Source organism: Streptomyces sp. NPDC001852 (assembly GCF_042891825.1).
Taxonomy (GTDB): Bacteria; Actinomycetota; Actinomycetes; order Streptomycetales; family Streptomycetaceae; genus Streptomyces.
Genome location: NZ_JBIATN010000005.1, coordinates 278,027 through 299,509, shown reverse-complemented (window position 1 = coordinate 299,509; position 21,483 = coordinate 278,027). Strand labels below are relative to the sequence as shown.

General features: G+C 71.8%; 17 protein-coding genes. 4 read left to right on the top strand and 13 right to left on the bottom strand.

Annotated features, from left to right (window positions below; translation table 11 throughout):
• Position 1: 1 nt before the first annotated feature.
• From ACFYZB_RS11600 to ACFYZB_RS11590, 3 genes are read right to left on the bottom strand one after another with little or no spacing between them, the layout of a single operon-like run.
• A complete protein-coding gene (locus ACFYZB_RS11600; protein WP_388757163.1) occupies positions 2 to 907 on the bottom strand; it encodes a carbohydrate ABC transporter permease in 906 nt (301 codons plus the stop codon).
• Positions 904 to 1,791 carry a carbohydrate ABC transporter permease gene (locus ACFYZB_RS11595; protein ID WP_388757160.1) on the bottom strand — a complete coding sequence of 296 codons (888 nt, stop codon included), beginning with the start codon at positions 1,789 to 1,791 and terminating at the stop codon, positions 904 to 906. The genes ACFYZB_RS11600 and ACFYZB_RS11595 overlap by 4 nt, the downstream gene beginning before the upstream one ends.
• Positions 1,792 to 1,797: 6 nt before the next feature.
• The gene (locus ACFYZB_RS11590) at positions 1,798 to 3,084 is read right to left on the bottom strand and encodes an ABC transporter substrate-binding protein (protein ID WP_388757157.1); all 1,287 of its coding nucleotides are present in this window, start codon (positions 3,082 to 3,084) and stop codon (positions 1,798 to 1,800) included.
• 221 nt (positions 3,085 to 3,305) lie between these two features.
• Here ACFYZB_RS11590 and ACFYZB_RS11585 point away from each other — a divergent pair, with 221 nt between their 5' ends.
• The gene (locus tag ACFYZB_RS11585; protein WP_388757154.1) at positions 3,306 to 4,460 is read left to right on the top strand and encodes a LacI family DNA-binding transcriptional regulator; all 1,155 of its coding nucleotides are present in this window, start codon (positions 3,306 to 3,308) and stop codon (positions 4,458 to 4,460) included.
• On the opposite strand, the gene ACFYZB_RS11580 is transcribed toward ACFYZB_RS11585, so the two are convergent.
• A complete protein-coding gene (locus ACFYZB_RS11580; protein ID WP_388757151.1) occupies positions 4,380 to 6,713 on the bottom strand; it encodes an alpha-L-fucosidase in 2,334 nt (777 codons plus the stop codon). The two genes, ACFYZB_RS11585 and ACFYZB_RS11580, sit on opposite strands and share 81 nt — an antisense overlap.
• A gap of 219 nt (positions 6,714 to 6,932) precedes the next feature.
• On the opposite strand from ACFYZB_RS11580, the gene ACFYZB_RS11575 reads away from it, so the two are divergent.
• Positions 6,933 to 8,282: an amidase family protein gene (locus tag ACFYZB_RS11575; RefSeq protein ID WP_351208461.1), complete on the top strand. Its 1,350-nt coding sequence runs from the start codon at positions 6,933 to 6,935 to the stop codon at positions 8,280 to 8,282.
• A 16-nt stretch (positions 8,283 to 8,298) separates the two neighbouring features.
• Here the strand turns inward: ACFYZB_RS11575 and ACFYZB_RS11570 are convergent, their stop codons facing one another.
• Both ACFYZB_RS11570 and ACFYZB_RS11565 read right to left on the bottom strand, forming a co-directional pair.
• Entirely contained in the window at positions 8,299 to 8,796 is a 498-nt protein-coding gene (locus ACFYZB_RS11570) for a GNAT family N-acetyltransferase (protein WP_388757147.1), read from the bottom strand.
• Between the two features lie 68 nt (positions 8,797 to 8,864).
• A complete protein-coding gene (locus ACFYZB_RS11565) occupies positions 8,865 to 9,038 on the bottom strand; it encodes a hypothetical protein (protein WP_351208459.1) in 174 nt (57 codons plus the stop codon).
• Between the two features lie 410 nt (positions 9,039 to 9,448).
• On the opposite strand from ACFYZB_RS11565, the gene ACFYZB_RS11560 reads away from it, so the two are divergent.
• A complete protein-coding gene (locus ACFYZB_RS11560) occupies positions 9,449 to 9,844 on the top strand; it encodes a hypothetical protein (protein ID WP_388757144.1) in 396 nt (131 codons plus the stop codon).
• Between the two features lie 110 nt (positions 9,845 to 9,954).
• Here ACFYZB_RS11560 and ACFYZB_RS11555 read toward each other — a convergent pair whose 3' ends face one another.
• The 6 genes from ACFYZB_RS11555 to ACFYZB_RS11530 form a co-directional block, all read right to left on the bottom strand.
• Positions 9,955 to 11,457 (bottom strand): SDR family NAD(P)-dependent oxidoreductase, encoded by a 1,503-nt coding sequence (locus ACFYZB_RS11555; protein WP_388757141.1) that lies wholly within the window; start codon positions 11,455 to 11,457, stop codon positions 9,955 to 9,957.
• A gap of 191 nt (positions 11,458 to 11,648) precedes the next feature.
• Positions 11,649 to 12,980, bottom strand: a complete 1,332-nt coding sequence (locus tag ACFYZB_RS11550; RefSeq protein WP_388757138.1) for a wax ester/triacylglycerol synthase family O-acyltransferase — start codon at positions 12,978 to 12,980, stop codon at positions 11,649 to 11,651.
• A gap of 153 nt (positions 12,981 to 13,133) precedes the next feature.
• Positions 13,134 to 15,455 (bottom strand): GH92 family glycosyl hydrolase, encoded by a 2,322-nt coding sequence (locus ACFYZB_RS11545; protein WP_388757135.1) that lies wholly within the window; start codon positions 15,453 to 15,455, stop codon positions 13,134 to 13,136.
• 225 nt (positions 15,456 to 15,680) lie between these two features.
• Positions 15,681 to 16,901 (bottom strand): glucose-1-phosphate adenylyltransferase, encoded by a 1,221-nt coding sequence (gene glgC, locus ACFYZB_RS11540; protein ID WP_388757132.1) that lies wholly within the window; start codon positions 16,899 to 16,901, stop codon positions 15,681 to 15,683.
• A 50-nt stretch (positions 16,902 to 16,951) separates the two neighbouring features.
• Positions 16,952 to 18,103 carry a glycogen synthase gene (gene glgA / locus ACFYZB_RS11535; protein ID WP_388757129.1) on the bottom strand — a complete coding sequence of 384 codons (1,152 nt, stop codon included), beginning with the start codon at positions 18,101 to 18,103 and terminating at the stop codon, positions 16,952 to 16,954.
• Positions 18,104 to 18,143: 40 nt separating this feature from the next.
• Entirely contained in the window at positions 18,144 to 18,893 is a 750-nt protein-coding gene (locus ACFYZB_RS11530; protein WP_388757126.1) for a (2Fe-2S)-binding protein, read from the bottom strand.
• Between the two features lie 228 nt (positions 18,894 to 19,121).
• Between ACFYZB_RS11530 and ACFYZB_RS11525 the strand changes: the two genes are divergently transcribed.
• Complete coding sequence (locus ACFYZB_RS11525; protein ID WP_388757122.1) at positions 19,122 to 20,285, top strand: DMT family transporter; 1,164 nt, start codon at positions 19,122 to 19,124, stop codon at positions 20,283 to 20,285.
• Here the strand turns inward: ACFYZB_RS11525 and ACFYZB_RS11520 are convergent.
• A complete protein-coding gene (locus ACFYZB_RS11520) occupies positions 20,275 to 21,408 on the bottom strand; it encodes a transglycosylase family protein (protein ID WP_388757119.1) in 1,134 nt (377 codons plus the stop codon). The two genes, ACFYZB_RS11525 and ACFYZB_RS11520, sit on opposite strands and share 11 nt — an antisense overlap.
• Positions 21,409 to 21,483 lie beyond the last annotated feature (75 nt).

Genomic DNA, 21,483 nt, shown 5'->3' with positions numbered 1-21,483 from the left:
TTCAGCCCTTGACGGCGCCCTCGCCGACGCCGCGGAAGAAGTACCGCTGGAGGCAGGCGAACAGCGCGATGAGCGGGGCGACGGCGATCACGGTGCCGGCGGCGACGAGGCGTTCGTCGTTGGCGAAGGTGCCGTGCAGATAGTTCAGGCCGATGGTGAGGGTGAACTTGGACGGGTCGCTGAGCACGATCAGGGGCCACAGGAAGTCGTCCCAGGCACCCATGAAGGCGAAGATCGCCACCACGGCCAGCGTGCCCTTCACCGAGGGCAGGGCGACGCGCAGGAACCGCTGCCAGACGTCGGCGCCGTCGACGTAGGCCGCCTCCTCGATCTCGTACGGCAGGTTGCGGAAGGCGCCCCGCATCAGCAGTACGTTCATCGCGCCGATCGCGCCGGGCAGCACGACCCCGATGAGCGTGTTGTTCAGGCCGAGTTCGCGCATGGTGGTGAACTGGGCGATGACGATGCCCTCGACGGGCACGAGCATCGCCAGCACGAACACCAGGGTGGTCACGCGCCGGCCGCGGAAGCGCAGCCGGGCCAGGGCGTACCCGGCGAGCGAGGCGCCGACGCAGTTGGTGACGACGTTGGCGGTGGCGACCTTCAGGGAGTTCAGGGCGTAGTCCCAGACAGGGATGGTGTCGGCGACCCGCGTGTAGTTGTGCAGGGTGGGGTGTGCGGGCAGGAGGCTCGGCGGTGAGCCGTAGATGTCCTCGGTGGGGCCCTTGAGGGAGGTGGACAACTGCCACAGGAACGGGCCGACGGTCAGGGCGAGGACGGCGAGCAGCAGCAGATAGCGCCAGACCAGCTCGCCGACGCGGATACGGCGGCCGTGTTCGTCGGTGACGCGCGGTTCCTTGCGCACGGTGACCTGCGGCTCGGGCCGTACCTTCTCCAGGACGCTCATGACTCCTCCCGGCGGTCGGCGCGCAGCACCAGCAGCATGAGCGCGACGGTGACGGCGAACACGACGACCGAGAGCGCGGAGGCGTAGCCGACGCGGCCGGTCAGGCCGGTGCCGGTGCGCTGGACGAGCATGACGAGCGTGGTGTCCTCGCCGGCTGGGCCGCCGTCGGGGCCGGCCATCAGATACACCTCGGAGAACACCTTGAACGCGGCGACCGAGGACAGCGCGGCGACCAGCACCATGGTGGAGCGGACGGCGGGCACGGTGACCGAGAAGAAGCGGCGCACCGGTCCCGCGCCGTCCACGGCGGCGGCCTCGTGGAGCTCGCGCGGCACGTTCGCGAGCGCCGCCAGGTAGATGATCATGTAGTAGCCGAGGCCCTTCCACACTGTGACGGCCATCGCGCTCAGCAGGAGCAGCCACTGGTCGCTGAGGAAGCCGACCCGGCCGATCCCGACGGTCTCCAGCAGCGAGTTGACCAGTCCGCGTTCGTCCAGCAGCCACACCCAGATCAGCCCGACGACCACGATCGAGGCGACGACCGGGGTGTAGAAGGCGGAGCGGAAGAAGGTGATGCCGGGGATGTTCCTCTGCACCAGCAGCGCCAGCAGCAGCGGCAGGACGACCAGGGCGGGTACGACCCCGGCGATGTACAGCGTGCTGTTGCGCAGGCCGGTCCAGAACATGTCGTCGTGGAGCAGCTCGCGGAAGTTGGCGAGTCCCACGAAGTGTCCCGGGAGCAGGGTGCGCCGGTCGGTGAAGGAGTTCACCAGGGTGGAGACGAACGGGTAGAGCACGAAGGCGCCGGTGACGAGCAGCCCGGGCGCGGCGAACAGCCAGGGGCTGGTGGGAAGCTGGCGTCGGATGCGGACGGGAGCGACCATGTCCGGTCAGCCCTGCTGGAGCAGCCGGTTGGCGGCGTTGACAGCGTTGTCAAGAGCCTGCCGGGGGCTCTCCTTGCCCTGGAGCGCCTTGGCCACCTCGTTGCGCAGTGCCGTCTTCATCTGGTCGCTGAACAGCACGGGCGTGTAATTGACGGCCGTCTTCAGGGACTTGGCGGCGGCGATGCGCATCCGGGTCTCGTCGGTGCCGTCCTCCTTGGTGAAGTAGGGGTCGTTCAGGGAGCCGGCGGTGCTGGGGAAGATGGCGACCTTCTTGGCGAAGGACATCTGGTTCTGCGCGTCGGTGACGAAGTGGGCGAAGGCGACCGCGGCCGGGGTGTGCTTGGTGCGGGAGTTGACCATCACGCCCATCACGTACATGTTGACGTGCCCGGTGCTGGTGATCTGGTCGGTGATGCCGATGTTCCGGTACAGGCTCGGCGCGTTCTTCTTGAAGTTGTCGAGGTCGAGGGCGCTGCCGGGGTTCATGGCGACGGCGCCGGTGAGGAACTTCTTGCCGGAGGACTCCGGAGTGGCCGTCAGTGCCTGCGGGTCGAGGGCCTTGGCGTCGTACAACTCCTTGTACTTGGCCAGGAGTTCGACTCCCTTGGTGTCGTTGAAGGCGAACGCGGTGCCCTGCTTGTTCATCAGGGTGACGCCGTAGCGGCCGAAGTCCTCGATGGTGGGCACGTTGGCGAGGGTGGCGACCTTGCCGCCGCTCCTCCTCGCCATCTGCAGGGCGTCGGCGAAGAGTTCGTCGTACGTCCTCGGCGGCTGGTCGGGGTTGATCCCGGCCTTTGCGAACAGGGCCTTGTTGTAGAAGAGCGGGCCCGTGTTCAGGTACCAGGGGAAGGCGTACGTGCCGGTCATGCCCGGAACCTGATGGCCGGCCCAAGCACCCTGCAGATACTCGGACTTGTACGCGCCGGCAGCCTTGTCCAGGTCCATCGCCAGCCCCGCCCTGGCGAGCGGGGCGACCAGGTCCGGGGAGACGTTGACGACGTCGGGCAGGGTGCCGCCGGCGGCGTCGGCGCTGAGCTTGTCCGCGTAGCCCTCGGCGGGCTGGTCGATCCACTTCACACGGGTGCCGGGGTACTTCTTCTCGAAGTCGGCTATGAGGCCGTCGAAGTACGGCGTGAAGTTCGCGCGCAGATTCCAGGTCTGGAAGGTGATGTCGCCCTCGACCTTGCCGGAGGCGTCGGTCGAGCCGCCGTCGGCGCCGCCCGAGCCGCAGGCGCTCAGCGGCAGGACGAGGGCGACGGCAGCGGCGGCGAGGGCTCTGCGGGACATGGGCACGGTGACACGGCTCCCTTGCTGTGTCGGGCGGTCGGGGGGCGCCAGAGACCTTGCCCGCGCCGTTCGAAGAAAGTCAATGCATTCACCGGACTAAAGAAATGGGGTCTTTCATTAGTGCAGGTCAGATAGAGAAGGAAGATGTCTTGCCATCATTCACTAATGCGCTTTAGGATCTTGACACTCAAGCGCATTAGCGAGCATCGTCAGGAGGGGGGAGGAACGTGCCGACCAAGCGGTCCCCCGCACGCCGGCCCACGATGAAGGACATCGCCCTGCGGGCCGGGGTCTCCGAGAGCGCCGTCTCCTTCGCGCTCAACGGCCGCCCCGGCGTCTCCGAGGCGACCAGGGCGCGGGTCCGCCGGGTCGCCGAGCAGCTCGGCTGGCGCCCCAGCACGGCCGCGCGCGCCCTGTCCGGCGAGGGCGCGGCCACGGTCGGCTTCGTACTGGCCAGGCCCGCGCACACGCTGGGCGTCGACTCCTTCTTCCTGCAGCTCGTCTCCGGGATCCAGGAGGCGCTCGCGGAACGGCACTTGGGCCTGCTCTTCCAGGTGGCCGAGGACGTCACCGAGGAGTGCGCGGTGTACCGGCGCTGGTGGGCGGAGCACCGGGTGGACGGCGTCCTGGTGGCCGACCCGCGCGCCGAGGACCCGCGCCCCGAGCTGCTGGACGAACTCGGGCTGCCCGCCGTGGTGATCGGCGGCGCACCCGATGTACGGCACCCCGGCCTGGCCACGGTCTGGGCGGACGACGCGGGGGCGATGGCCTCCGTGGTGGACGAGCTGACGGCGCTCGGCCACCGCCGGATCGTGCACATCGCCGGACTGCCCGACCTGGCCCACACCCGGCGCCGTATCGCCACGCTACGGGCGGAGGCGGAGCGGCGCGGGCTCACCGAGGTCCGTTCGGTCACCACGGACTACTCCGACGCACAGGGCGCCGCCGTCACCCGCCGCGTTCTCGGCGACGCGCCCGGCCCGACGGCGCTCATCTACGACAACGACGTGATGGCCGTGGCCGGCGTGGCCGCAGCCGCCGAACTGGGCTTCCGGGTCCCGCAGGACGTGTCGGTGGTCTCCTGGGAGGACTCGGCCCTGTGCCGCATGGTCACCCCCCGGCTGTCCGCGCTGTCCCGGGACAGCGCGGAGTTCGGCCGCACGGCGGCCCGCGAACTGCTGGCCCTGCTGGACGGCACCCCGGCCCGCTCGGTGGGGGTACCGGTGCCACGGCTGACGGGGCGCGGCAGCACGGGGCCCGTACCGGGCTCGGGGTCCGCGGGACCGCCGAGCCCCACCCGCTCAAGTCCCCCAGTTCACCTTGAACACCCACACGTACCGGCCCGCTCTCCGCGCGGCCTGCGGGACGTCGATGACCAGTGAACCGTTCGTGACGGTCCAGGTCAGGGGGCGGTCGTGGCCGAGCATGGTCACCTTGTCCCCCGCCCGCACCGGCACCGGCGCCTCGACGATCAGCTTCGGGCCCGGCTCGGCCAGCGAGTGGATGTAGAACGCCTCGTCCGGGCGGACCGTGAACCGCAGGTCCTCGCCGAGCTGGGCCATCCGCGACCAGTAGGTCGTGTCGTAGATCGCTTCTCCGTTGACCTTGAGCCAGGCGCCCGTCTCCCGCAGCCGGGTCTGCAGGATCTCCGCGATGGTGCCGTCGGCTCGCGGACCGATGTCCAGGAGGAAGTTGCCGTTCTTCGAGACGATGTCGACGAGGCTGTGCACGACCTCCTCGGCCGTCATGTAGGCGGCGTCCGGGGTTGCCTGGTTGTAACCGTAGCTGAACGGATCGAGCCCCCGGCTGGACTCCCACTTGGCGACGACCGTGTTGGCGTACGTCGTGTACTCGGGCGTCGTGAAGTCGTGGAAGGCGATGCCCGAACGGTTGTTGACGGTCACGTCGATCGGACGGGCCCGGTTCTTGGCGTGGTTGAAGTACTCGGTGAGGACATGGAGGCTGTCGTTCACACCGCCGATGTCGCACCAGATGATCTCCGGGTCGTAGCCGTGGATCAGTTCGAGCATCTGCGGGGCCTGGTAGTCGTGCACGTAGTCCCTGCCCGCCGTGTATCCCGTGTACGGGACGGGCTCCAGGGTGTACGGATTGCGCGGCGCGTGGCCCATCCAGGGGTTGTCGGGGTTGAACCACTCGGGCATCGAGAAGTAGAGGCCGCGGTGGAGTTCGGGGGTGTGGCGGAGACTCGCGTCGAAGAGCTCCCTCACCAGGTCCCGCTTCGGGCCCGTCTTCACCGCGTTGCGGTCGGAGACCTTGGTGTCCCACAGGGCGAAGCCCTCGTGGTGCTTGGAGGTGAGGACGTGGTACTGGGCGCCGGCGTCGCGGAACAGCTCCACCCAGGCACGCGGGTCGAAGCGTTCGGCGGTGAAGCGGGGGATGAAGTCGTCGTAGGCGAAGTCCTCGCCGTAGGTGTCGCGGTGGTAGGCGTGCGTGGGATTGGCCGGGTCCTGCATCTGGTCCCAGTACCACTCGGCGTACTGCTTGCCGACCGGCGCCCAGGCGGGCACCGAGTAGACACCCCAGTGGATGAAGATGCCGAACTTGGCGCCCTGGAACCAGTACGGCGCCTGGTGGCCGGAGAGGGATGCCCCGGTGGGCTGGTAGTCGGCCACTCCCAGCGTCAACCCACTTCGCGTTGAGGCGACTTGAGCGCCCCGACCGTGCACGCTCACCGTGCCGTCCCGCCGGGTGCCGGGGGCTGTGCCCGCGCCATTACGGATGCCGATGCGGACGCGGGCCTGTTCGCCGGGGTGGAGGCGGTGGATACGGGCGGGCTCTACGGTGCGGGCGCCGGGGACGTCGACGCGTACGGACACGCCGTCGCCGGAGAGGATCGGGACCGTGCCCGCGTTGACGACGGTGGCCTCGACGCTCTGGGCGCCGGTGGCCTCCAGCAGGGAGTTGGTGGCGTGGGCATCGCGCAGGACCAACGCCCGGCCCTGGGCGACGGGTTGGAGGGAGAGGGCGAAGACGTGCAGGGACGACTTGTTCGCCTGGGCGGGGTTCGTGACCGGCAGGGTCAAGGCGACGGCCTCGCGCCGGGGGTCGATCCAGACCTCCGCCGTCCCGATACCGACGGTGTGCTCGTCCTTGGTGCCGTCCGGCTTGTAGCGGTACGACGCCGACAGCGAGCCGCCCGCCGAGTACCAGTCGGCGCCGCCGAGACCGGCGGTGCTGGTGGAGCCGTCCGCGTAGTGGACGGTGGCCTGGCCGGACGCGTCGCCGTAACTCCCGGCGGTGAGGAAGGCGGCCGACAGATAGTGGCCCCGGGGCAGTTCGATGCGCTGGCCGAGCGCGACGACGTTGTTCCTGGCGCCCGCCGTCGACGCGGGGAAGTCGAAGGGGGTGCCGTCGACCTCGATGCGGCCCGCGGGCAGTTCGTCGCCCGGGAACGTGTAGCCGGAGCCGTCGAAGTCGCCGCCGCGGGCGGAGGCGGTGTCGATGCCGTCGTTGTCGTAGAGGGCGCCGAGCGGGACCGGCACCGGGTCGGGGACGGTGGCCCACGCGACCTGCTGTCCGGCGGCCCGCGCCGGGGTTGTGGTGAGCGGCAGGGCGGCCGCAGCGGTGACGCCGGCTGCCGCGCCCAGTATCAGACGTCTGGGACACATGCTCATGAGCGGCTCCCATTAACTCCGATTCATCGGATGTCTGATGATGGTGGGGGTGCCGTGAGACTGTCAACGGGCCTACCGGAGGGCATAGTTCAAGCATTGATCGGATGATGCATGCCTTGCCGGAAGCGGCGTCTCGACGTATCGCGCCCGACCGGGCACAGTTCTCCCTGCGCCGTGATTCGTACCAGCGAGTAGCCGACGATCGAGCGAGGAGTGCCCGTGGGTGACTGGGCCGGGCGGAGTGCCGCCGAGATAGCCGCCGCCGTACGCGAGAAGCGGGTGACGCCTCGGGAGGTGGCCGCCGAGCACCTCGCGCGGATCGAGCGGCTCGACGGCCGGATCGGGGCGTTCCGGAAGGTGCGGGCCGGGGCGGCGCTCGCCGAGGCGGACGAGGTGGCCTCCCGGGCCGATCTCTCCGAACTGCCGCTCGCGGGCGTGCCCGTGGCCGTGAAGGACAACCTCGCGGTGCGCGGCGAGTCCCACCGCGACGGCTCCGCCGCCACCCCCGACACCCCGGCCGCCGAGGATCACGTCACGGTGGCCCGGCTGCGGGCGGCCGGCGCGGTGGTCGTGGGCCTGACGAACGTGCCCGAGCTGTGTGTCTTCGGCACGACGGAGGGGCCGTACGGCACCGCCCGCAATCCGTGGGACACCTCCCGTACGGCGGGCGGCTCCTCCGGTGGCAGCGCGGCCGCGGTGGCCGCGGGCCTGGTACCGATCGCGCTCGGCAACGACGGGATGGGGTCACTGCGCATACCGGCCGCGAACTGCGGCCTGGTCACGCTGAAGCCCGGCTACGGTGTGGTGCCGGCGGGCATCGGCAACGGCGACTGGTTCGGCATGGCGGAGAACGGTCCCCTGGCCACGACGGTCGAGGACCTGCGACTGATGCTGGACGTCCTGGCGGGTACGGGTCTCCCGGGCACGGCGGAGGCCCCGCGGCGGCGGATCGCCGCGGCCGTGCGCAGTCCGCTCGCCGGGGTCGGCGTGAGCAGACCGTATACGACCGCGGTGCGGGAGGCGGCCGGGGTGCTCGCGCGGGCCGGGCACCAGGTGCGGCGGGCCGAGCCGCCGTATCCCCTCTCACTCGGCGTGACCGCGCTGCGGCACTGGACGGCCGGGACCGCGGTGGACGCCGAGGGCCTGGACCCCGCGCGGCTGGCCCGGCGCACCCGGGTGCACGCGGCGGTGGGACGGCGGTTCGTCCACGCGGTGCGCACCGGGGACAGCCGTGATCGCCTGCGCGCCCGACTGACCCCCTTCTTCACCGAGTACGACGTCCTGCTCACCCCGGCCCTGGCCCGGCGTTCCCCGGCGGCCGGCCCGTGGCACGAACGCGGCTGGCTGCGCAATGTGCTGGCCAACACCGCGTACTCCCCGTTCACCCCGCCCTGGAACCTGACCGGCTGGCCCGCGATGTCGGTCCCGTTCGGCACCCTTCCCTCGGGCGCCCCCTGCGCCGTACAGCTCGTGGCGCGGCCGGGCTCGGAGTCCGTGCTGCTGGAGCTGGCGGAGGAACTGGAGGCGCTGCGTCCGTGGCGGCGGACGGCGCCGGTGTCCGGCTCCTGAGCTCCGGCCGCCCGGCTCATGCGTCCGGCTGGTCGAGTGACCGGTACATGATGTGCAGGCCCACCCTGCCGTGCCGGGGATGTTCGAAGGCCTCCGGGACCGTGCCGAGGACGGTGAAGCCCAGGGAGGTCCAGAGCTGGACGGCCGGGTTCGTCTCGACCACGGCGTTGAAGACCATCGCCCGGTAGCCGTGGGCCCTGGCCTCGGCGAGGACGTGTTCGGCGAGGGCACGGCCGACGCCCTCGCCCGTGCGGTCGGGGTCGACCATGAAGCCGGCGTTCGCGACGCGGGCGGCGGGGCCGCCGTAGTTCGGGGTGAGGTAGGCCGAGCCGACGACGGCTCCGCTCGTGTCCTCGGCGACGTAGACGCGCTTGGCGGGGTTCAACCAGAGCGCACGGGCGTCGTCCTCGGAGGTCTCGGGGTCCCAGGCGTAGGTTTCGGCGGCGGCGACGATCCGGTGCCAGAAAGGCCAGATCCGCGGCCAGTCCTCGGCCGCGGCTTCTCTGATCAGCATGGGCGTGAGTCTGTCAGGTCTGTCAGGTCACGCCCATGCGCGCGGCACGCCGGGGCCCGGCCCGGGGATCAGTCCACGCTGGGCAGGATGTGGGGTTCGGCGAGGTCGTCCTCGTAGCCCGCCAGGCGGATCGGGGCGGACCGGGCCCACACGTCGAGGCTGCCGAGTTCTCCGGTGCGCCGGCCCACGCGCTCCGTGCGTTCCTTGGGCCGTTGATCGCTGTTCGTCTTCTCCGGTGTCACCGCGCACTCCTTATGTGTCGGTCACCCTCGGGGGGCCTGCCGGACAGCCTGCGCTCCGGCACTCGGCGCCCGCTCGGGTCTGGATGGAAGGCCAGTTCGGACGCGGTGGCGCCGGTACGGACGTCTGGGTCTGGGTGGGACCCGGTACTGCTGCCCGTCCCCTCCAGATTACCCAAATGAGCGGGCTCGCGCTCGATCGGGAGTGCAAACAAGGTGTAACTATCAGAAGTCGTTTCGCCCCCCAATGCCTCCTAATATGCGGCCATTTACCTTGGCGCGCTCCCCCGGGCGCCGGATCCGATCACCCGATCGGGCTACACGTGGCGCAGTTCAGGTGCCGTTGGCCGGGTCGCAAGCTCGCCATGATCTGCTGATGAGCGGCAACGGCTGACTCGCGGAAGGACTGACGCATGGAGCTGCGCAGCGTCGAGGAGCTGATGGATCTGCTGTACGCCGGACGGCACCAGCACGCGCTGCGAACCGCCGCGCTGCTGCGCCGCAGCCGCCCCGCCGACAAGGAGCTCCAGGTGGCGGGGCTGGTACGCGGCATCGGGCCGGTCCTGTGCCCGGGCGACGGGCCGGACCGGGCCCTCACCACGGCCGAGGCGGTGCGCTCCCTGCTCGGGGAGCGGGTGTTCCGGCTGGTGCGCGGGGGCGCGGGCCCGGCCGACGACGATGCGCTGCGGCTGCGGCAGGCCCACGAGGAGGGCCGTGCGGCGGGCTTTGACGCGGGCGTCCTGGAGGACTGGCGCACGGTGCTGGAGCTGGTGGCGGCCCGGCACTCCCGGCTCGGCGCCGTCGACTGACGCCCGGGGCGCGGGGCCTCCCACGCCCGGGGTGCGGGACCTCGGCAGGCCGGCGGTCCGTCACAGGAGGGCCTGCGCGGAGTGCCCGACCCGCCACCGGTCGTGGCGGGTCACCACTTGCCGGGCGCGTAGTCCTTCAGGAAGACGCCGTACAGGTCCTCGCCCGACTCGCCGCGCACGATGGGGTCGTAGACGCGGGCGGCGCCGTCGACCAGGTCGAGGGGAGCGTGGAAGCCGGCCTCGGCGAGGCGCAGCTTGTCGTAGTGCGGGCGCTCGTCGGTGATCCAGCCGGTGTCGACGGAGGTCATGAGGATGCCGTCCGTGTCGAACATCTCCTGGGCGCTGGTCCGCGTGACCATGTTCATCGCGGCCTTCGCGGCGTTGGTGTTCGGGTGCCCGGCGCCCTTGTAGCCACGGCTGAAGACGCCTTCCATCGCCGAGACGTTCACGACGTACGCACGGCCGCTGGAGGCCTTCTTCGCGGCGTCCGCCATCGCCGGGCGCAGGGCGCTGATCAGGATGAACGGGGACGTGTAGTTGCACAGCTGGGTCTCGAGCAGCTCGACCGGCGAGATCTGGTCGATGGTCTGCACCCAGGTGTTGGTGTCGACGACGTCGGGGACGAGGCCGCCGGCGTCGATGGCGGTGCCCTCGAGGTGCCGGGCGATGCTGGCGTTGCCGGCGACGAGGGCGAGGTCGGCGACCTTCTGGGCGTCCAGGCCGCTGGTGCCGATGGGCAGCGCGGCGATGCCGTCGACGGCGCCGGAGTTGAAGGCGCCGATGACGTGGTGGGCGGGGAGTTCACCGGCGGGCAGCGGGGCGGTCTCGCCCTCGACGAGGGCGGCGTAGGCGGAGGGCAGGCGGCGTACGGTCTGCGTGGCGTTGTTGATCAGGATGTCGAGCGGGCCCGCCTCGGTGACCTGCTCGGCGAGGGCCACGGCCTGGGCCGGGTCGCGCAGGTCGATGCCGACGACCTCGAGCCGGTGCAGCCAGTCCGCGGAGTCCTCCATCGCCTTGAAGCGGCGGATGGCGTCCTTGGGGAAGCGCGTGGTGACGGTGGTGTGCGCGCCGTCGCGCAGCAGCCGCAGCGCGATGTACATGCCGATCTTGGCGCGGCCGCCGGTGAGCAGGGCGCGCTTGCCGGTGAGGTCGGCGCGGGCGTCGCGCTTGGCGCGGTTCGTGGCGGCGCAGTCCGGACAGAGCTGGTGGTAGAAGTAGTCGACCTCGACGTAGCGGGTCTTGCAGGTGTAGCAGGAGCGGGGGCGCTGGAGTATGCCCGCGATCCTGCCCGCCTCGACCTTGGAGGAGGGCAGGATGCCCTCGGTCTCGTCGTCGATGCGCTCGGCGGAGCCGGTTGCGGTGGCCTCGGTGACGGCACGGTCGTGCGCGGTCTTGGCGGCCCGGCGCTCCTGGCGGCGGCGCTGCTTGACCGTCCGGTAGATGTGCGAGGTGGCCCGGCGCACCTTGATCGCGTCCGGGTGGTCGACCTCGATGGTGTCGAGCTCCTCCAGCACGCTGAGGCAGACGGCCAGCCGCTCGGGGTCGATACCGGGGCCGTAGACCACTTCCTCCGTGGCCATGGAGGCCATGGAGCCGTCCTCTGTCACCGTCATCGCGCTGCCGCTTCCCTGATCAACCGCGCAGCGCTCCGACTCGCGCCCGCCTTCGAACGGGGAATTTTACGGAGCGCACCGGCTCCCCGCCAAACCCGAACGGACCAGCACCGAACCCGAGGCGCCACCCGCACCCGGCGACGAACGTCGCACGGGTGGTGCGGGTGGGAACCCGGAATCCCCTAAGGGCTTCACGCGTCGCACGCCGCCAGCAGCGTCGACACCTCCGCCGACACCGCGTGAGCGAACCGGTCCAGGTCCGGCACGGCCTGCGCATCGGCGACCAGGCCGTAGTGCACGCGCCCGCGATACGTGGAGATGGCCACCGCCAGCGACTGCCCCGGTGCGAGCGGCGCCAGGGGATACACCTCCCTCAGCTCGTGGCCGCCGAGCCGCAGCCCCAGCCCGGGCAGCGGCACGCTGGTGACGAGGATGTCGAACCACAGCCGGGCCGCCTGCCCGACGAGCGGTCCGCCGAGCCGGTGGCCCAGCGCCGGTACGTGATCGGCCAGCAGCGCCACCGCACCCGCACCCCGGTTCGGCCCCGCGTCCTTGTTGCGCAGCATCGCGGTGCGCACGGTGTGCAGCCGGCCGAACGGATCCGGCTCGTCCACCGGGAGCCGTATCAGGTAGCCGGAGAGCCGGTTGCCCTGTGGGTGCGCGGTGCGCGGGCGGCGCCGGGAGACGGGGATGAGGGCGCGGGGTGCCACGCCCTTCGTGCAGTCGCCGCGTTCCTCCAGCCAGCGGCGCAGGGCCCCGGCGACGACGGCGATCAGCACGTCGTTGACGGTGCCTCCGGCGCTCTTGCGCACACGGTGCACGTCGTCGATGTCGAACACGACCCCGGCGGTGCGGCGGGTGCCGCTCGGCGCGGAGGTGAGCGCGGAGGCGGGCCGCATGCCGAGGGTGGAGCGGGCGAGGGAGGCGCCGATGTCCAGGGCCCGGCCCACGTCGGACAGGGCGCCCTTGACCAGCCCGGGGACGAGTCCCGGCAGCTTGCGCACGTCCGGCAGCAGCCCGCGCGGCGGCTCGATGGCGCGCGGCGCCCGCTCGGGCAGGTCCATCGGGTCGAGGACGCCGGCCGCGAGCTTCAGCGCGCGCAGCCCGTCGGCGAGGGCGTGGTGGAACTTGAACAGCACGGCGAAGGACATCCCGTCCTCGCCGGGCAGCACATGCGCCTCCCAGGGCGGCCGGCCGCGCTCCAGCGGGCGCTCCATGAGCCGCCCGGCGACGGCGTGGAAGTCGGCGGTCGGGGCGTGCAGCCGTACGTGGTTCAGCGGGTCGAAGTCCGGGTCGGGCTCCCGGGCGGCACCGCCGAAGGCGAACGGCTGCCACACGTCGCGGATGCGCAGGCGCAGCCCGGGCACGGCGGCGGCGCGGGCGGCGAGCAGGTCGGCGGCATGGGCGCCGGCGGTGGGCGAGTGCGCGCCGAAGACGCCGAGCGCGCCGAGGTGCATCGGATGCCGGTCGGACTCGATGTTCCAGAACGCCAGGTCGAGTGGAGCGAGCAGATGGGAAGTCAAGGGCGTGCCTCACGTCGACGACGGATGGATCTGCAGTCACTCGCAGTCAATCTCTGTCACCCGATTACGGTCAAGTACGATCAGGCTACGCTCAGTTAACAGAAGATTAAGTCCCGCCCCTGCGGCAGGGGCGGGACCTAGGGATACGTGAGGTCAGTTCAGGACCGGTTGTGCCGCCCCCCGTGACGTACCCCACTCAGACGGGCGCGGGCCGACCGTGAACGCGAGCGAGCGCAGGGAGCGCAGCGCACCCGTCGTCACATAGGTCTGCCCATGCGGTGTTCCGTCGGTGCGGACGCTCTGGATGTACCGGTCGGTGGCGGAGGTGCCCGGCGCGGCGACGGTCAGCCGGCCGCTCGGCCAGTAGCGGCGGTCCAGGGTGAGGTCGACACGGTCGAAGACCGGCGTGGACAGGCCCCAGGTGCCGTAGCCGGGCTGGATCGGGAACAGCCCGATGGACGACAGCACGTTCCAGGCGGACATCGTGCCCAGGTCGTCGTTGCCGGTGATGCCGCCGGGCCCGTCGGTGAAGAGGGTGAGGGCGGCGTGCACCACGTCGGTGGTCTTCCACGGCTGACCGGTGGCCAGGTAGGTGTACGGCGCGATGAGGTCGGGCTCGTTCATCGGGTTGTACTTGTCGGCGTTGTAGTACGCGTACGCGTCGCCGTGCACCCACACCTCGCGGGCGGTCTTCCCGGGGTCGGCCAGCAGGCGGTCGTAGGCGAAGAACGAGTCCAGCCGGTCGTTGGCCGCGCGCTCGCCGCCGATGAGCCGCACCATGCCGGGCACGTCCTGCGGCACGAGCCACTGGTACTGCCAGGCGGTGCCCTCGTGGAAGCCGTTGCCGCTCGCCGGATCGGCCGAGCCGGTGAAGGCGCCGGAGGCGTCGCGGGCGCGGAAGAAGCCGGTCGCGGGGTCGAAGATGTTCCGGTAGTTCTGCGCCCGTGCCGCGTAGCGGGCGGCGTCGGCGTCGTGGCCGAGGCCGCGCGCCATCTGGGCCAGCATGGCGTCGGCGAGGGCGTACTCCAGCGTGACGGAGGCGCCGTGGTGGTAGTCGGAGTCGCCCATCTTGGCGTACGGCCGGTCCTTGTCGAACGGGGCGTAGCCGTGCGCGAGGTACTCGGCGTTGGCCTCCCGGCCGATGCCCGGATACGTGGGCGGCGGGACGCCGTCGGCGTTCTTCTTCAGCGCGCGGTAGGCCCGCTCCTCGAAGCCCTTGAGCAGACCCGTCTGGTAGGCCGTGGTCAGGAAGGGGGTGACGGGGTCGCCGCTCATGACGTTCGTCTCCACCGGGCCGTACCCCCACTTGGGCAGCCAGCCGCCGTCCTCGTCGACCGCGACGAGCGAACGGGCCATGTCCCGGGTCTCGCGCGGCGCGAGGAGCGCGAGCAGCTGGACCTGGGTGCGGTAGGTGTCCCACAGCGACCAGTTCTGGTAGTACGTGAAGCCCTGGGCGCGGTGGACACGGCGGTCCCAGCCGAAGTAGCGGCCGTCGGTGTCGCTGCCGACGTTCGGCGCGAGGAAGGACCGGTACAGCGAGGAGTAGAAGGTCCGGCGCAGGGCGGGGGCGCCGCCCTGGACGCGGACGGCGGCGAGCCGCCTCTCCCACTCCCCGCGGGCCCGCTCGCGCACCGCGTCGAAGGACCGTCCGCCCTCGGCGGCCAGATTGCCGGCCGCGCCGCGCGCGTCGACGTACGACAGGGCGGTGGTCGCCTCGACCCTACGGTCCTTGGTGGTGTCGAAGCGGACGTAGGCGCCGCCGGGTCCGCTGCGGGAGCCGGGGCTGAGCGTCGCGCCGTCCCAGGTGCCGTACGCGGTGAAGGGCCGGCTGAAGCGGGTGATCGTGTAGACCGTGTAGGGGCCGGTGTCCCGGCAGAAGCCGTGCCCGGTGATCTCGGTGCGCACGGTGTGGTCGTCGAGGATCTCGACGGAGCTGGAGACCCCCTTGTGCAGCGACTGGGCCGCGTTCAGCAGGACGTTGGCCTTGTCGGTGGCGGGGAAGGTGTAGCGCTGCACGCCGGTGCGCTCGGTGGCGGTCAGCTCGGCACGGATGCCGGAGGAGAGGTCGACCCGGTAGTAGCCGGGGCTCGCGGTCTCGTCCTGGTGCGAGAAGCCGGCCGCGTACCGGGTGTAGTCCGTCTGCGTGACGTCACCGGTGGTGGGCAGCACGGGCAGGTCGCCGCCGATGCGGCAGCCGACGCCCGAGAGATGGACCAGGGAGAAGCCGCGGATCCGGTTCTGCGTGTAGTCGTAGCCGGTGTTGTGCCCGGTGTCCGGGGAGAGCTGGACCATGCCGAAGGGCACGGCCGCGCCGGGGAAGGTGTTGCCCTCGTCCTGGCTCCCGATGAACGGGTTGACCAGGTCGGTGAGGTGGCCGTCGGTCCGCTCGGCGGCCCGTGCGGCGGGGGTGGCGATCAGCGTGGACGCTGCCATCACCCCGGCCAGGCACAGCCGCGTGCGCCGGGTCCCTCTCATGTCGCATGACCTCCGCAGGTTCGACATCGATGTCTGCATCCTGAAGGTCGAACGACTCAGAACCGGGCAAGGTACGGTTATCGGGCGAACGCGTCGCGCCGGGCACCGGCTGGATGATGACGGGGCGTCAGAGCGCCAGTGGCTGCGCGCGACGCGCCGAGCTCACCGACCGGGCTCATCCGGCCGGAACCGCATCGGGCACACCGCATGCCGCGGGCCTTGTCCCTAGGGCACCCGCTGCCCCTTCCCCAGGGCGATCACGCCGCCCTTGGACACGGTGTACAGCTCCGCGTCCCGCTCCGGGTTGACGCCGATGGTCGCGCCGGGCGGGACCTCGACGTTCTTGTCCAGGACGGCACCGCGCACCACCGCGCCCCGGCCTATGCGCACGTTGTCGTGCAGCACCGAGCCCTGGACCACCGCGCCCGGGTCGACCCGTACACCCGGGGAGAGGACCGACCGGGTGACCTGACCGCGGATCAGGCACCCGGCGCTGATGATGGACTCGCTCGCGATGCCGCCCGCGTTGAAGCGGGCCGGGGAGAGCTGGCCCGAGTGGGTGTAGATGGGCCACTGGCGGTTGTAGAGGTTGAACGCGGGGCGCTCGGCGATGAGGTCCATGTGCGCCTCGTAGTAGGCGTCCACGGTGCCCACGTCCCGCCAGTAGCCCTGGTCGCGGGTGGTCTCGCCGGGCACGTGGTTGTCGTTGAAGTCGTAGAGCTGGGCCTCGCCGCGCACGGTGAGCTGGGGCAGGATCGAACCGCCCATGTCGTGCACGGAGCTCTCGTCCTCGGCGTCCCGGTGCAGCGCCTCGACGAGCGCCTTGGTGGTGAAGATGTAGTTGCCCATCGAGGCGAAGACGGTCTCGGGGTCGTCGGCCAGGCCCGGCGGATCGGCGGGCTTCTCCAGGAAACGCTGCACCGTACGGCCGTCCGACCCCGGCGTGATCACCCCGAAGGAGGAGGACTCCACGCGCGGCACCCGGATGCCGGCCACCGTCACGCCCGCGCCGCCCTCGATGTGCTGGGCGAGCATCTGCCGCGGGTCCATGCGGTAGACGTGGTCGGCGCCGAACACGGCCACGTACTCGGGCTGTTCGTCGTGGACCAGGTTCAGCGACTGCAGGATCGCGTCGGCGCTGCCCAGGTACCAGCGCGGGCCGAGGCGCTGCTGGGCCGGGACCGGTGTGACGTAGTTGCCGAGCAGGCTGGACATCCGCCAGGTGGTGGTGATGTGCCGGTCCAGCGAGTGCGACTTGTACTGGGTCAGCACGCAGATGCGCAGCACGTCGGCGTTGACGAGGTTGGACAGGACGAAGTCGACGAGGCGGTAGGTGCCGCCGAAGGTGACGGCTGGTTTGGCGCGGTCGGCGGTCAGCGGCATCAGACGCTTTCCCTCGCCGCCCGCCAGTACGATCCCGAGTACGGAAGGCCCTCCACGACGCATGGCCGCTCCCCTCACCCTGGTTGAACCATGGCTGCCCCGAGCGGACGGGACTAAGCCTGCTTGAGGATCTCCTCGTACAACGCGGCCGTGCGGCGGGCCACCGTGTCCCAGCCGAACTCCGAGGCCGCGCGCTCCCGTCCGGCCTCCCCCATCCGCCGGGCCGCCTCCGGGTCGCCGAGGACGGAGTCCAGGGCATGCGCGAGACGCGTCTCGAACTCCTCGTCCACGTCGACCAGCACACCGGTACGGCCGTCGTCCACCACCTCCGGGATCCCCCCGACCCGGGAGGCCACGACCGGTGTGCCGCAGGCCATGGCCTCCAGATTGACGATGCCGAGGGGTTCGTACACCGAGGGGCAGACGAACACGGCGGCGCGCGTGAGGAGTTGGATCACCTCGGGGCGCGGCAGCATCTGCGGGATCCAGAACACCCCGGCACGGGCCCGGCTCAGCTCCTCGAAGAGCTCGCGGAACTCCCGGTCTATCTCCGGGGTGTCGGGGGCGCCCGCGCACAGCACGACCTGGACGCCCGGGTCGATGTCCCGTGCCGCGCGCAGCAGATGGGGCACGCCCTTCTGGCGGGTGATCCGGCCGACGAACAGGACGTACGGGCGGGCCGGGTCGATGCCGTGCCGGGTGAGGGCGTCGGTGCCGTGGTGGGGCAGGTAGAGGCGGGTGTCGATGCCGTTGTGCACGATGTGCACGGCGGCCGGGTCGAGCGCCGGGTAGCAGGCGAGGATGTCCTCGCGCATGGCGCCGGACACGGCGATCACCGCGTCGGCGGCCTCGATCGCGGTGCGTTCGGCCCAGCTCGACAGCGCGTATCCGCCGCCCAGTTGCTCCGCCTTCCAGGGCCGCAGCGGCTCCAGCGAGTGGGCGGTGACCACGTGCGGGACGCCGTGCAGGAGCTTGGCGACGTGGCCGGCGAGGTTCGCGTACCAGGTGTGGGAGTGGACGAGTTCGCGTCCCTCGAGGGCGGCGGCGATGGACAGGTCCACGGAGAGGGTGCGCAGCGCGTCGTTGGCGCCGTCGAGCGCGGACCAGGGACGGTGGCGTACGACTCCCACGCCGCGGCCCTCGCCCCAGGTGTGCACCTCCAGGTCGACCAGGGAGGTCAGCTCCCGGGCCAGGAACTCCACATGGACACCGGCGCCGCCGTAGACGTCCGGGGGGTACTCCCGTGTCAGCAGTCCCACTCGCACCCGACAACCCCCTTGTACCGGCGGCAGGTTCCCTTCAGGGTCACCCAGAAGCGGCCCCTGGGGAAGAGCGCGGCGGCCGGGGGAAGCAGCAGTCTCCGCAGACCCCGCCGCCGGGCACCCGGTAGTACAGGCAGCAGCTGCGGCGGCGGAACGCCGTGCCGGTGCGGGTGCCGGTGGCGCGCAGGAGGGGCTGGGCGAAGAGTTCGTCCGTCAGCGCGCGGGCCCGGTCGGCCAGATCGGTACGGCCGTGCGCGCGGGCCCAGCGGTCCAGTTCGCGGGCGGCTCCGGCGAGTGCGGAGCCCGCGTTGCCCCACAGCAGTCCGGGCGCGCTGCCGTAACCGGCCGTCAGTGCCCGCGTGAGGGGCTCCAGGTGTCCGTGCAGCACGGCGGCCGCGAGGTCGGCGGCGTCCCCGGGCCGCGGGCGCAGCTCGGTCAGGTACAGGTCGTCGGGGGCGGCGGCGAGCGGGTCCCAGCGCAGCAGGTGCGGGCCGAGGTCGGGCAGCCGGCCGTAGCGGACGGCACAGCCGAGGGCCACCGACCACAGCCGGGCGGCGAGGCCCTGCTGGGCGATGGAGGCGGCCACGCGTGGTTCGCCGGTGCGGAGCCGGTCCGCGACCACGGCCACCCGCACCGCCAACGCGTCCGGACCCACCCGTTCGTAGGCCTCGGCGAGGGTCGGCAGTCGGCCGGGGTCCGGTCCGTCCGTGGCTCCGGCCGGGCCGGGCAGCGTACGCAGGACGAAGAAGCCGCCGAGCGGGCGGAGGGCGGCGAGAGCAGGGTCGAGGTCCACGACCAGTACTGGTATCAGGCGCGTTCCCGGGCCCCGACACGAGGTGTCGGTCTTCCGTCACCCATCGCAAGGATGATCGCGCGGCTGGTGTACTCCATCGGCAGTAGGAGGCATTGAGTGCTCAGGGACGACGACGGGAAGAGCGCGGCCGGGCAGAGTGTTGGCCATGGAAGCCGACCGTACGTCGCGCCGGGCTCAGGGCCCCCGCCGCCCGCACAGGAGACGCCGATGAGCGCCCTCGCGTTGTCCGTGCTGCTGTCGTTCGTGTCCGCCCTCGCCTACGCGGCCGGCGCGATCGTGCAGGAGCAGGTGGCGGTCTCCTCCCCCGGCAGCGCGTACCTGCCGCTGCGGCGGGCCGGTTGGTGGGGGGCGCTGGCGCTCAACGGTCTCGGCGGTGTGCTGCACGTGGTGGCGCTGGCCTACGGCCCGCTCAGCCTGGTACAGCCGCTGGGCGCGCTGACCATCGTCTTCGCCCTGCCCATGGCGGCGCTGTGCGTCGGCCGCAGGGCCGGTGCGACCGCCTGGCGGGGCGCGGTCATGGCCACCGTGGGCCTCGCCGGTCTGCTGGCCCTGGTCGGGTCCTCCGACGGCCACTCCCTCGCCATGGGCCAGCGGGTGGCGGTCGCGCTGGTCACCGGGGGTGCGGTCGTGGCGCTGACGTTCGTCGGGCTGGCGGCGCACCGGCACCCGGCGGTGCGCAGCGTGCTGCTCGCCACCGCCTCCGGCACGGCGTTCGGCATGTCGTCGGTGTTCACCAAGACCGTCGCCGTCGACTGGACGCACGGCTTCGACGGGGACGACCTGCCCTCCCTCGCGGTGATCGCCCTGTTCGCGGTCGGCGGTGTCGTGCTGTCCCAGGCCTCCTACCGGGGCGGCGGCCTGGCCGCACCGCTGGCCACGCAGACCGTGGTCAATCCGGTGCTGGCGGCCGCCGTCGGCATCCTGATGTTCGGCGAGACGTTCCGCCACGGCGGCGAGGGCACCGCCCTCGCCGTGAGCTGTGGGGCGGTGGCGGCGGGCGGGCTGATCATGCTGACGACCGAGCGGATCGAGCGCGCCGAGCCGCCCGCCCTGCCGGACGGCGGCCCGGAACCGGTCTCCGGCGCGGAAGCGTTCCCCGCCGTACCCCAGCAGCGAGCGGCGGCGCAGGCCGGGCCGGAGCGGGACGGGCTTCCCGAGGCCGGCGGCGCGTCCGACGCGCCGGTGCTGCGCGACCTGCTCGTGCCGGGCCCGGTCGGCCGCCGGGTTCCGGGACCGGGCCCCGGCGGGCAGGGTGCCGGCGGCGAACCGCCGGATCTCCGCTCGCTGTCCGCACCGTACCTCGCGCTGCCCACGCGCGTCGGGGCACCACTGCCGGTCCTGCACGGGCACGGTACGCGCGTCAGATCCTGACCCCGCCGGCCCGCAGATAGGCGAGCGGGTCGATGTCCGTGCCGAAGCCGGGCCCGGTCCGCACCTCGAAGTGCAGGTGCGGGCCGGTGACGTCCCCCGTGGCTCCGGAACGGCCGATGCGCTGGCCCGTGGCGACGTTCTGCCCGATCCGCACGGAGATGGCCGACAGGTGGCCGTACTGGGTGTAGCGGCCGTCGGCGTGCTGGATCACCACCTGGTAGCCATAGGCGCCGCCCCACCCCGCGGCCACCACCTGCCCGGCCTCGGCGGCCTGCACGGAGGTGCCCGTCGGCACGAGGAAGTCGACGCCGGTGTGGTAGCCCTTCGACCAGTGCGAGCCGGCCACGCGGTACCCGGTGCCGATGGGTGCGTCCACGGGGGCGACGAGCGTACGCCCCGTGCTCTTCGTCCGGTGCGGTGCCGGCCTGTGCTCCGAAGGGGCCTTCTTCTCCGGGGACTTGGTGCCCGTGGTGGCCGCGCCACGCAGGGTGAGTCGCTGGCCGGGCAGGATCAGGTCGGGATCGGCGCCGATCGTCCGGCGGTTGCCGGCGTACAGCCCGCGCCAGCCGCCGCGGACATGGTGCTCCTCGGCGATCCCGGAGAGGGTGTCGCCGTGCACCACCGTGTACATCTCGGCCCGGCCGGCGCGCGACTGCGGGGTGCTGTGCGCCTGTACGTCCTTCAGCGCGGCGCCCTTCACGGGGCGCGTGGTGGTGCTGTCGACGTGCATGCCGGGATCCGCGTCCCCCCGGGTCAGCCCGGCCCGCACCGAACACACCGGCCAGGCGCCCGGCCCCTGCCCGTCGAGGACCCGCTCGGCGACGGCGATCTGCTGGTCCCTGGTCGCGAGGTCGGCGCGCGGGGCGTACCGGGTGCCGCCGTACGCCTCCCAGGTGGACCGGGTGAACTGCAGCCCGCCGTAATAGCCGTTGCCCGTGTTGATGCTCCAGTTTCCGCTGGACTCGCAGGCGGCGACCTTGTTCCAGGTGGAGGCGTCGGCCGCGTCGGCCGGGCCGGCGGCGACCAGCGGGATCGCGAGGCCGGCGCCGCCCGCCGTGACGGTGAGTGAGGCGCGGTTGATCCTGTTCGGCTGGTACCGGCGATGCCGGCCGCGTACGGCCATGTCCGAATTCCCCTCGGCATGCGTCAGGAGGGGGCAAAAGTAAGCGCCCCGAACAGGCCATGACAAGACGGAAAA